The sequence below is a fragment of the Myxacorys almedinensis A genome, from assembly GCF_010091945.1.
Classification (GTDB): Bacteria; Cyanobacteriota; Cyanobacteriia; order Leptolyngbyales; family Leptolyngbyaceae; genus Myxacorys; species Myxacorys almedinensis.
Genome location: NZ_WVIE01000031.1, coordinates 22,071 through 33,896, shown reverse-complemented (window position 1 = coordinate 33,896; position 11,826 = coordinate 22,071). Strand labels below are relative to the sequence as shown.

At 49.4% G+C, this 11,826-nt stretch carries 9 protein-coding genes; 4 read left to right on the top strand and 5 right to left on the bottom strand.

What is annotated here, in order from left to right:
* Nucleotides 1–328: 328 nt before the first annotated feature.
* From GS601_RS19775 to proC, 3 genes are all read left to right on the top strand, one after another.
* Nucleotides 329–517 (top strand): hypothetical protein, encoded by a 189-nt coding sequence (locus GS601_RS19775; protein WP_162425013.1) that lies wholly within the window; start codon nucleotides 329–331, stop codon nucleotides 515–517.
* A gap of 165 nt (nucleotides 518–682) precedes the next feature.
* Nucleotides 683–1,315, top strand: coding sequence for a cell division protein SepF (locus tag GS601_RS19770; RefSeq protein ID WP_338017089.1), 633 nt, complete (start codon nucleotides 683–685; stop codon nucleotides 1,313–1,315).
* A gap of 84 nt (nucleotides 1,316–1,399) precedes the next feature.
* Entirely contained in the window at nucleotides 1,400–2,212 is an 813-nt protein-coding gene (gene proC / locus GS601_RS19765; RefSeq protein WP_238393396.1) for a pyrroline-5-carboxylate reductase, read from the top strand.
* Nucleotides 2,213–2,225: 13 nt separating this feature from the next.
* Here the strand turns inward: proC and GS601_RS19760 are convergent, their stop codons facing one another.
* Nucleotides 2,226–2,636, bottom strand: a complete 411-nt coding sequence (locus GS601_RS19760) for a DUF1824 family protein (protein ID WP_162425012.1) — start codon at nucleotides 2,634–2,636, stop codon at nucleotides 2,226–2,228.
* Between the two features lie 245 nt (nucleotides 2,637–2,881).
* On the opposite strand from GS601_RS19760, the gene GS601_RS19755 reads away from it, so the two are divergent.
* On the top strand, nucleotides 2,882–6,388 hold the full coding sequence (locus GS601_RS19755) for a DNA polymerase III subunit alpha (RefSeq protein ID WP_162425011.1): 3,507 nt from the start codon (nucleotides 2,882–2,884) through the stop codon (nucleotides 6,386–6,388).
* 5 nt (nucleotides 6,389–6,393) lie between these two features.
* On the opposite strand, the gene GS601_RS19750 is transcribed toward GS601_RS19755, so the two are convergent.
* The 4 genes from GS601_RS19750 to GS601_RS19735 all read right to left on the bottom strand — a co-directional run bounded on the left by GS601_RS19750 (nucleotide 6,394) and on the right by GS601_RS19735 (nucleotide 11,441).
* Nucleotides 6,394–7,437: a DnaJ C-terminal domain-containing protein gene (locus GS601_RS19750; protein WP_162425010.1), complete on the bottom strand. Its 1,044-nt coding sequence runs from the start codon at nucleotides 7,435–7,437 to the stop codon at nucleotides 6,394–6,396.
* 479 nt (nucleotides 7,438–7,916) lie between these two features.
* Nucleotides 7,917–9,698: a Rieske (2Fe-2S) protein gene (locus GS601_RS19745; protein WP_162425009.1), complete on the bottom strand. Its 1,782-nt coding sequence runs from the start codon at nucleotides 9,696–9,698 to the stop codon at nucleotides 7,917–7,919.
* 63 nt (nucleotides 9,699–9,761) lie between these two features.
* Nucleotides 9,762–10,238: a globin domain-containing protein gene (locus GS601_RS19740; protein ID WP_162425008.1), complete on the bottom strand. Its 477-nt coding sequence runs from the start codon at nucleotides 10,236–10,238 to the stop codon at nucleotides 9,762–9,764.
* Between the two features lie 342 nt (nucleotides 10,239–10,580).
* On the bottom strand, nucleotides 10,581–11,441 hold the full coding sequence (locus GS601_RS19735) for an AraC family transcriptional regulator (protein WP_238393395.1): 861 nt from the start codon (nucleotides 11,439–11,441) through the stop codon (nucleotides 10,581–10,583).
* Nucleotides 11,442–11,826: the final 385 nt, after the last annotated feature.

Sequence of the window (11,826 nt, the reverse complement as noted above, 5' to 3'; positions counted from 1 at the left end):
TTAACCTTCTCGAAAATGGTGTTGCATTCGTAGAGAAAAATGATAAGGTTGTTTACCTGTAAAGAAATTCGACCTGAATGGGTGTTCAAACTTGAGTTTAACTAGCTTTCATTGAATGCCTTTAAATGTTCAAGGGAGAATCTAACGTTGTCTATATAATGCAACGGTTCCTTAAAAATTCAGTTAGAGTAAAACGCCTGGCTGAGCGCTTTAAGGATGCTTTCTTTATCGGTTTTAGTAGCGGCTAGAAACGCGAAAGATTTTAACGTTGTGGCTATGGCTTGACCAGAATCATTGGGGACAGTTGTCTACACAAGCAATCGATTAGATGAAAGATTCTGAGAGTGGAATTTCTAGAATTGCAAAAAAGTTTCAATTCAGTGTTCCATTTCTTGAAATTGCCGATACAATTGCTGCCGAGCCTACTAAAAAGAAAATAGAGATTCCAATTTTAAAGGTTGGAAATGTACTATTTTTTCACTCTGGCAAGGCTCGTTTAGCAAAGCCACCTATTTAAGCTGACCACTAGCAACGTAGAGGTTTGCTTAACTGCAAAATGTCAGCTTAGGAGGATATTGTTTCTCTTTACTCAAAAAATCTTTAGCTGGATTTTCTGCTACTTTTCGATAGGTTTCAAGTGACTTTCAAGTAAACTCGATAGATTGTGACGGAGCGTGACACAGTGAGTATCTTTAGTAAATTGCGAGATTTCGTAGGACTAAACGAGCCGATGGACTACGAATACGAGTACGACGAGATGGACGGGCAAGACTATCAAACTCTATATCAGGATGAAACTCCGGTTTCTGCGCCGGTTCCGGCTATGGAAGATGAAACTCGTGCCCGTCGAGCAACAAATCGCTTCCGCGACTCTGAAGCAAGCTTACGAGGCAATCGTGCGGCTGTGATGGGTTCAGAAACAACTGGTGTAGTAGGAACAACAATGAACAACGTAATTGGGATGCCTGGTGCGACGAACGGGATTTCTGAAGTTGTGGTGATGGAGCCTCGCACGTTTGAGGAAATGCCTCAAGCGATTCAAGCGCTACGGGAGCGCAAATCGGTGGTTTTGAATCTGACGATCATGGATCCCGATCAGGCACAGCGCGCGGTTGATTTTGTGGCAGGTGGCACCTATGCGATCGATGGTCATCAAGAGCGCATCGGCGAAAGTATTTTCCTGTTTACGCCAAGTTGTGTTCAGGTCAGCACGTCGGGCAACGTGATTCATGAAGTGCCTCAGCCTCAGCCTGCTCGCCCTCGCACCAATGCTCCTACTCCTGCTTGGGCAGAGCCAAGAACTGCTCAAGGCTAGGTTGCTTTTTCCTTCAGCGAAATGTTTTGAATAGTATGGTTAAAGACCCTCGCCGAGGGTCTTTCTTTTTCTAGGTGTGAATTTATGAATCATGAATCGGTTCGGTTTGGCATGATTGGCGGCGGCATGATGGGGGAGGCGCTGTTAGCTCGGTTGGTGGCGCAGCAGGTGTATACGCCGCTAGAGATCAGGGTGAGTGAGCCGTCGGCTGCCCGTCGGGAGGCTTTGGCGCAAGCTTATAAGATTGGGGTGACAGCAGACAATCGGGATGCTGCGATCGCATCTGATGTGGTGGTGCTTGCCATCAAGCCTCAAGTGTTTCAGCAGGTTGCGCCAGAGATATCGAGTCACCTTGTGCCATCTGCGTTGGTCATTTCTATTTTGGCAGGCATACCGCTCAGTCAGCTAGAAGCGGCATTTCCGGGTCAGCCTGTGGTTCGGTCGATGCCAAATACGCCAGCAGCGGTGGGGGCAGGGATCAGTGCGATCGCGGCGGGTCAGCAGGTTGAGCCGCCGCACCTTGATCTGGCAACTCGCATTCTGCAAACCGTGGGTGAGGTTGTAGAAGTTCCCGAATCAGCGATGGATGCCGTGACGGGCTTGTCGGGATCGGGGCCGGGCTACGTGGCGGTGATGATCGAAGCGTTAGCCGATGGCGGCGTGGCGGCTGGGCTGCCCCGTGCCATCGCCATGAAACTAGCACTGCAAACGGTGCGAGGCACCGCCCAACTCTTGCAAGAATCGGGGCTGCATCCGGGCGAGTTGAAAGATCGGGTGACGAGTCCGGGGGGGACGACGATCGCGGGGATCGCTCACCTCGAACGATCAGGATTTCGCTCGGCGGTGATCGAAGCGGTGCGGGTGGCATCAGTGCGATCGCAGGAATTAGGACGCTAGCCGCGCGATTGAGTCAATCTGCTAAATCAGCGTCAAACAGATCCAGGGGCAAGTGCCCGAAGGTGTCGTTCACCCCGTCAGCGTATGCCGATTGGCAGGACACCAACACACCGCGATGGGTACCAGGGTAAGGATTCAGATAGGCGAGGTTCCTGGCTGGGTTGTATTTGATGTAGATTGCCCCTGGAACTGCCTCCATGACAGGAATGGCGTCGTAGCCCAGGGCTTTGGCATAGGCATGGAGCGATCGCACGCCCTGGGCAGCCGTGTCAGCACAAATCCCTAAAATCTGGTAGTCTGACAGGCTGGCAACGAGCAATAGCGCCTCCCGCAGCAAAGCATAGGTAGCGGACTGAGGAGACGCCGGATCGAGGCAAGTTAGCTGTTGAAGCCTGTGTTTCGCTGTTTGTGGATCTAGGCTCATGGTGCAGTAGGGGCGTAGGGTGCATTCAGAATTTGATACATTAATACTATATAGTTGAGGGTGACTAATAGTTGAGGGTGACTAATAGTTGAGGGTAACTATCAAGTGCGGTGGAGTTTGGTGCTTGCTTTTGTCCCCATTTGGGAGTAAACGCCACATATGGGGTACGAGTTTAGAAAATTTGTAGATATAGCGCGCATGATCGGTTACGCTTAGACTCATTCCTTTGTGTGGGCTGAGTGATTATGTCTTTTGTCGGTTTGCATATTCACAGTGACTATAGTTTGCTAGATGGCGCAAGTCAGCTTCCAGAGTTGGTTGAGCGGGCGGTTGAGTTGGGGATGCCCGCGATCGCGCTGACGGATCATGGCGTCATGTATGGTGCGATCGAGCTTTTGAAAGTGTGCCAGGGCAAACTCAAACCGATCATCGGCAATGAGATGTATATCATCAACGGTGACATTACCAAGCAAGAACGCCGCCCTCGCTATCATCAGGTGGTTTTGGCAAAAAACACGATCGGCTACAAAAATCTTGTCAAACTAACGACGATTTCTAACCTCCAGGGCACCCAAGGCAAAGGAATTTTTTCTCGCCCTTGCGTCAACAAAGATTTGCTAGCGCAATATCACGAAGGGCTAATCGTCACGAGTGCCTGTTTGGGTGGCGAAGTGCCGCAAGCAATTTTGCAGGGAAAGCCGGAAATCGCCCGTCGGGTTGCTCGCTGGTATAAAGACATTTTTGGCGATGATTATTATCTAGAAATTCAAGATCACGGGTTGCATGAAGAACGCATTGTCAATCCTGAAATTATTAAAATTGCGCGCGAATTTGATATCAAAATCATTGCGACGAATGATTCTCACTACATTTCTTGTTTTGATGTAGAAGCCCATGATGCGTTGCTGTGTATTCAAACCGGAAAGTTGATTTCGGAAGAAAAACGGCTGCGCTATACCGGCACAGAGTATTTAAAGTCGGCAGATGAGATGCGAATTTTGTTTCGCGATCATTTAACTCAAGACATTGTAGATGCCGCGATCGCAACCACTCTAGAAGTTGCCAACAAAGTCGAAGAGTATCAAATTATGGGGGAACCCCGCCTGCCGAACTATACGGTTCCCGCCGGATTCACTGCCGATACATACATGGAAAAAGTGGCATGGGAAGGGCTGTTTAAACGCCAGAAAGTAACGTCTCGCGATCAGATTAGTAGTGTCTACCAAGATCGGTTTGTCTATGAGCTAAACATGCTAAAGCAAATGGGTTTCTCAACCTATTTCTTAGTGGTGTGGGATTACATTAAATACGCCAGAGATCATGGCATTCCCGTTGGGCCTGGGCGGGGGTCGGCTGCTGGATCGTTGGTCGCCTATGCCCTCGGAATTACGAATATTGATCCGGTACATCACGGGTTGCTGTTCGAGCGCTTTCTCAATCCTGAGCGAAAATCAATGCCTGATGTAGACACGGATTTTTGTATCGAAAGGCGTGATGAAGTGATCAAATACGTCACTGAAAAGTACGGTACAGAGCGAGTTGCCCAGATTATTACCTACAACCGGATGGCATCGAAAGCTGTGCTAAAAGATGTCGCACGAGTGCTAAACGTGCCCTATGGTGAGAGCGATCGCATGACCAAAATGATCCCAACGGTGCGCGGCAAGCCGACCAAACTAAAGGTGATGATTTCCGACAAAACCCCAGCCCCAGAGTTCAAAGAAAAATATGATAGCGGTGCGATTGTGCCGAATTGCACTGTCACCTACCAAGACTGGCTCGATACTGCCATTCGGATCGAGGGAACCAACAAAAGTGTCGGCATTCATGCGGCGGGGGTGGTGATTTCAGCCGATCCGCTCGACGAAATTGTGCCGCTCCAACGCAATGCCGATGGCGCAGTATTCACCCAATATTTCATGGAAGATATCGAGGCGCTCGGCCTCCTAAAAATGGACTTTTTGGGACTCAAAAATCTCACCATGATTCAAAAAACGGTGGAACTAATTCAGCAAAGCCGCAATTTCAAGCTAGAGATCGATGAATTATCGCTTGATGATCCTGGAGTATATCAACTGTTGGGCAGAGGCGAACTCGAAGGCATCTTCCAGCTTGAATCGTCTGGAATGCGGCAAATTGTCCGAGACCTTAAACCCGACACCATTGAAGACATCTCTTCAATTTTGGCGCTTTATCGCCCTGGCCCATTAGATGCAAAACTCATTCCAAAATTTATCAACCGCAAGCATGGGCGCGAACGCATTGACTATGCCGCCGATATTCTAAAACCGATTCTGAAAGAAACCTATGGAATTATGGTTTATCAAGAGCAAATCATGAAAATTGCTCAGGATCTGGCGGGCTATTCTCTTGGGCAGGCTGACTTGCTGCGTCGCGCCATGGGCAAGAAGAAAAAAGCTGAGATGGAAAAACACCAGGCGATGTTTGTGGAAGGAGCCATTAAAAATAATGTGCCGCCCAAAGTTGCTGGAGATCTGTTTGATCAGATGGTGATGTTTGCCGAGTATTGTTTCAACAAATCCCATTCCACCGCCTACGGCTATGTTACTTATCAAACGGCTTACCTAAAAGCCAACTATCCGACCGAATATATGGCAGCACTGTTGACGCTAAATAGCGGCGATCAAGACAAGGTGCAGAAATATATTGGCTCTTGTCTCAGCATGAGCATTGAAGTGCAGCCACCCGATATCAATCGTTCTGGCGTTGACTTCACCCCGACTGGCGAGAAGATCCTATTTGGGTTGTCGGCGGTGCGCCATGTGGGAATGGGCGTGATCGACGCCATCTTAGACGTGCGGCAATCCAAAGGGGCGTTTCAGTCGCTGGCAGACCTGTGCGATCGCGTTGACCCCCGCACGGTGAACCGCCGCGCTCTAGAATCGCTGATCCACTGCGGAGCCTTCGATCAGCTTTGCAACAATCGCCAACAGATGATTCAAGACCTGGAACTCTTGCTCGATTGGTCGCAGTCTCGTGCCCGCGATCGCGCCAGTGGTCAGGGCAGCTTGTTTGATCTCTTCGGCAGCACTACCCAGCAATCGAGCTATGAACTCGCGCCCAAAGCGCCAACGGTTGCCGACTATCCCCAGCAAGAAAAGTTGCGGCTTGAAAAAGAAGTATTGGGGTTTTACATCTCGGATCACCCCCTCAAGCATCTACAACAATCGGCAAAGATGCTGGCTCCGGTGAACTTGAGTGATCTCAAGCAGTGCAAAGAAGGCTTGACCATCAGCGCGATCGCCCTGATCACCACCATCAAAGCGGTGACAACTAAGAAGGGCGATCGCATGGCAATTTTAACGATCGAAGATCTCACCGGGCATGCTGAAGCCGTTGTGTTTCCCAAATCGTTTGAGCGCATTCAGCGCCACATCATCCCCGATGCACGGCTGATGCTGTGGGGCAAAGTTGATCGCCGCGACGACCAAAGCCAGTTCATCGTAGAAGATGCAGAACTGATCGAAACAGTGCGGATGGTGATGGTCGAGCTTGAACCCCAGATTGCCACGGACGCCGCCGAACAACACCGCTTGAGGAGTTTGCTGCGCCAACAGCATGGGGAGGGAGACAGAGCCAAGGTTCCGGTTGTGGCGATCGTAGGGGCAAAGGCGCGGCAACACTTTGTTCGATTTGGCTCTCAGTTTCGGGTGCACGATGAGCAAGCGACCGTCAGCGCGCTAGAGAAGGCAGGCTTTAGAGCGCGGGTGTCTTCGTTGGTGTCGGGCTAAACCCTTTAGAGCCTTACCGATTTGAGATGGCTGCGCGGATCAAAGCTGCGATTGGCGCGAATCTTTTCGTAGGCTTCTCGCTCGATCTCCGAGAGATCTTTAGGCGGGGCGATCGTAATTTTGACCATCTGATCGCTGCGATCGCCTTTAAGGTTGCGCCAGCCTTTGCCCCGCAACCGGAGTGATTGTCCTGAGCGAATCCCGGCAGGTACATTCACCGTGACGCTGCCATCGGGCGTTGGCACGTCGATCTGTGCGCCCAAGACTGCTTCATCGGGCGCGATCGGCACTTCGCACACCAGGTTATCCCCCTCAAACTGGAAGAAGGCATGAGGAATCAACTCGACGGTGAGATAGAGATCGCCAACTTGACTCGTGTAATGGGGGCTGGGGCGTCCTTTACCCCGAACCCGAATTCGGCTGCCTGCTTTAGTTCCTGGGGGGATGCGAACCGTAATTTCGTTACTACCGATTTTCAACCGTTTTTCGACGCCATTAAACGCCTCAGAGAACGCCAGCTTGATCGAGGCTTCGGTGTCGAGACTTGCCCCAGAAGCCCGTTCTTGCGCTGTTTGGCGCTGCCAATCGGCACGGGGGTTTCTAAAATCGTCTGCACCACTCGGAGGGCGGAAGCCCCCAAACGGATCGGCGGTGCGTCCATAGCCGCTGGTGCCAGCTTGTTTGCCGAGCAAATCGTTGATGAAATCCTCGAAGCTACCATAGCGACCAAATTCAAATTCATCAAATCCGGCGCTACCTCCAGTGTTAAAGGGCGATCGTCCGCCTGGGGTGCGTCCTGCGCCAGCTTGTTCGGCTTGCCGCCAATATTGCCCATACTGATCGTATTTTTTGCGTTTGTCCGGATCAGACAAGACTTCGTTGGCTTCGTTGATTTCTTTAAAACGAGCTTCTGCGACTTTATCCCCTGGGTTTACGTCTGGGTGATATTGCCGCGCCAGTTTACGGAATGCCTTTTTGATCTCGTCGGCACTGGCAGTTTTGCTCACGCCCAGTAGGGAATAGTAATCTTTAAAGTTGGTTGCAGCCACTCGCTCATCCCCTCGCAGAATTTAGTCGGTTTATCAGGTTGTCCACTCTTATGTTAGAGTGCCCAGCCCCCTTGCATCTTTAGGCTACCAAAAATGTCTCCAAACCTTGGGTCTGGTTGATAGCGAAAATACCGTAATTTGGGGTATCTTGATGACCCATCACGCGACGATTCTGTTCGGCTGCTTTATGCCGCATTTCCTAAGTCAGTTTGGAAAGCGCTTCAGGAAATTGCGTAACAGTGGCATAGCGGTGAGGTTGAGCGGCGGCAGATAACACGGAAACGAGGCAGAAAATCTTCAAATCGCCGCTCCAACGACTTGTTAGCTGGCTTGTCCCCCCGATTACCTCCAAATCCCTCCAGATGGATTGCTGCAATATGTTTTGACCAACGCTTGTCCATCAGTGAGACTCATGGCTGAAAGCGAAGATGCTGGAGCGATCGCACTTGGGCAATAGTTTCAAAATTTACGATTCAGGTTCAATCAACATCCTCAAACAAACGATCGCCCCGATGGAGTCTGTAAGCCATTTGGTAGGTTTGCTCTTGCGATCGCATCGTGGGGGTATGCGCTGCTAGATACCGTGACGCGGCAACCAAAACGTGAATCCCCGCCGGAGTGTTGCCCAATCGGGAGTATTGCCGAAACGCCGCTTCAATCTCCTGGATCACATGAAATTGACGGTCTTCGCGTAACAACAATTTGCCTAACAAGGCTAAGAGCAGTTCTGGTTTGCCACCGCTGTAAAGATAGCTGCCGACTAATTCCCCAACTCGATTCACTTGTTGCTGTCGATCGAGTAACTCTGGCAATTCGTGTAACAACTCTGCTGGATCTTCCACCGTTTGATCGGGGTTGGGAAGGCGAGCAGCAGGGACATTGAGGAAGCGATCAAGATAGACACTCATTGCCGCATCAAACACGCCTCTCAACAACTCCGCCGATGCAACTCGTTTCATGCCCTGATGAACCGCATTGGCAAAGGTGAAGGTGTGATGGGCACTGTCCCAATCGTTGAAATCATTGTTCGTGCTAAATTGAGCAATCCGCAAGGCAGTTGCATGGGTCACAATTCCAGCCAGGTCTACCTCAGAGCATCCTTGCCGCAGGGCTGTTAGCAGGGAATCCGCGATCGCCTGAGCATTATCCCCCAGCAAGATGGGCAGGAGTGAATCGCGATCGCCCCAACTCCCCTGTTGATTTTTTCCCTCTGCTAAAGCGGCGGGCAGTTCTGCAAACGCCTGTTGCAAAATTGCCGCCAGATCGACCGGAGAACGCCAAGACCTGGATTCTTCCATCCGAGTGGCGCTCGTGTAGCCAGAAACCAAACTGGTTAAGACAAGTTCTGCATTCTGCCAAGCGGTGGCATCTAAGGCTTCTAACGCTTTATTAGTAAAGTCCAGAGGATGCCCGACATCGATATAGCGATGATCAGTCACGACCGTGAATAGCATCTGAGCCAGTTGGGTTTGAGATGCCCCTGCCGCGATCGCGGAGGCTAGACAGCGTTCTGCACCTTCGGCATCTCTGACTTCAACAAACTGGCGAAACCAGTGTTGCAGAACAGGAATCTTTTCAGGATTGTTGGAACCGGGTAAAGGTTGGATAGGGAACCGAGGGGGTTGATTGCTGGTATCTCTGGCGACTGCGGCTAAACCGTGATAGAGCGCACGCGGTTTATCGATCGCATCTAGATAGGGCAATAGGTTCATCATGCAAGTATGGATCGTCAAGCCAGTGTCCCAACCGCTCTGTCGGTAAGACACCCCAAAGTCTAATCCCATCCGAAAGGCTTCAGTAGTATATTTCTCTTGCTTCAGCAGGGCAATAACAGATTTGCTGATGATTAAAGGAATTCCTTGTTCTAAGCCATCTTGAAGACGCTGGCGGTGATGAGCTAATGGATCGGCATGAGCAGCAAGATCAATCCAGACCTCATTCTCGCGAATCTCCACAGGGAAAGCGGGGAGATCATCCGCCCAAGAATCAAACGTTCCACCACTCATCAAATCGAAGCGAGCGTAGTGCCAATCACAGGTAAGAATACAATCTTTCACCGTTCCGCGATGGAGAGGAAACCCCATGTGGGGGCAGCGATTGTCTACAGCATAAATTTTGTCATTCTCATGAATGAGGAGTATTGTATGTCCAACGTTTACCCCGGAGGGGGAACTGCTTCGCAACGCAACCACTAATCGTCCTGCTTTACGCACCTCATCTACATGAGCAGCATGAGCAAAACTTTCTGTCCTAGTCTGCATTTGTCTTTCTCCTGATTGCCCAAAAGAGTCTTTAGTCAAAGAAACGAAGTTGCCTCAGAGTTTTTAAGCTCTCGTCAATCGTTCAGTAAGTTCTTGATCTTCTTGTTGATAGAACGCCTTCTCTTTTTGAATAAAGATGTTTGCTAAAGCATCGTAGGCTTCAGCCCACGCCGCGATCACTTCATCAGTCGCAGCATCTTGCAAAACATCTTTCATCGCCTGCAAAAGCTTCTCGCCAATGAGTGGGTATTGCTCAGGGAGGATGCGAGTTTCTACATGACGATGGGCAATGTGGTCTACTGCTGTAGCCAACTCATCTAGGCGATCGATATGAGTTGCATAGGTATAAACAGCCGCAGCTAACTTGTGTGCTTGCCCACCGCCATCTAGATGCTGCATCCAGGTCGTTTCAAAGCCGCGTTTATAGTCAGGTCGCTCTTCAAAAGCAATTTGATACATCCGCTTAGTAATTTCTTCACCTTTCTCTTTAATAACTGGTGCAGTTGCTTTGACAATTTCGATCGTTTTTTGACTAACCATGATTTAAAGTTCTCCTTTTACAAAGAAAGAATTTTAGAAAATTGGGACTAACATTCCGGTTTTCATCGATACGATCGCGGAAGCCATCACGATCCCGATGATAGTAAGCACTAGATGTTTAAGCATTGAATTTTTCCTCTAGTCTTAAAAATCGCTTAACAACGCATCATGTCGCATTAAGCTGCAAACAGTTACCCTTTGCAATCAGCTAACGTTGTTGCTAGTTGTAGTGAAGTGTGGTGACGCAGCGATCGCTACTTAGCCTATGTATCGATGGCATCACTGTAGCAAACTTCTCAAAGGCAGTCGCCCATTTTCTTGCGACGTTAGAACAAAATCTTGCTATGACTTGCGAAACTGATTCGGATTCATCCCAGTGCATCGGCGAAAACACTTGGCAAAATGGCTCTGATTTGCAAAACCACAGTCCATTGCTACTGATGTAATGGTTCGTTCTGGCTGTCTTAGCAACTGCTTTGCCTGTTCGACTCGTTGATGAATTAAGAATTGATGGGGTGAGATGCCTGTCGATCGCTTGAATAGGTGGCAGAAGTAGTACTGGCTCATGCCAAGTTCAGTCGCAATATCACTCAGAGATAAATTCTCACCCAAATGCGCCTGGATATACTCAATTGCTTGCCTGAGTTTTTGTTTCGGCAATCCATCCTCATGTTCTCGAAAGTGATGCTTGCGGGTGGAGTAATAGAGCAGCAAATGAGCAGATAGCGCCGTTGCCATTGAATCGGCGTAGAAACGACTCCTAGCTCCATCCGCTTCTAAACTTGACCTCAGTGCTAGACCAAGCTGATGGATCAGTAAATCGGCTTTTTTCAGGGTCAATAACAATTCGACGCGATCGGGGTTGACTGACTCATGAGCAATCTGAGCCACAAAGGTCGGCTCTATATAGCAGTTAATCGCTTCCATTGCTTTAACAGTCGGATGAGAATGGAAGCTAATCGGTAATTCAGCAGGATAGATTTCAATACAGCCACTTGTATAGTCTTTTTCTCGATACGAGACGGTCTGCGATCGCCCCTCAGCAACAAATTCAAAATCAACTGCCTGATGCCCCAATGGAATAACGACAACATGTTGAAGATTGGATACTTCAGGCAAATCCATCAACGGTAAGCGGTAATGCTCAAGCAGAATGCTACTCCAACCTGCTTGATAACTGGTTAGCATAGGCGAATTTGGCATGAACTTCTGCCAATCAATACTGCCAATAACCAAAGGTTCCTTTACAGACATCAGCGCCTCCAGATCCTGGTTTATATGACAACCTACGCTCGGTTGTTATCGATAGCCCACTTACCGATGGGATTCTATTTCAGCCTCAACTCGAAATCTCATCCCTCAAACCTTTACCACCATCTTACAAAAATTTCACTGGAGACGAAAAATTGTTTCGGAACTTGTAACTTTGCTCCAAACCTCGATCATCTCAACCTCTCGCCCCCCAACTCCATCTCATCGATCTCTCCCTGAGTGTCTTCAGACAGCATAGAAACTCAAACAACTATCACCACTGATGGACTTCTGGGCGCTTTCGGATTCACTGACAGCCTCAAAGGATAAGTGCAAG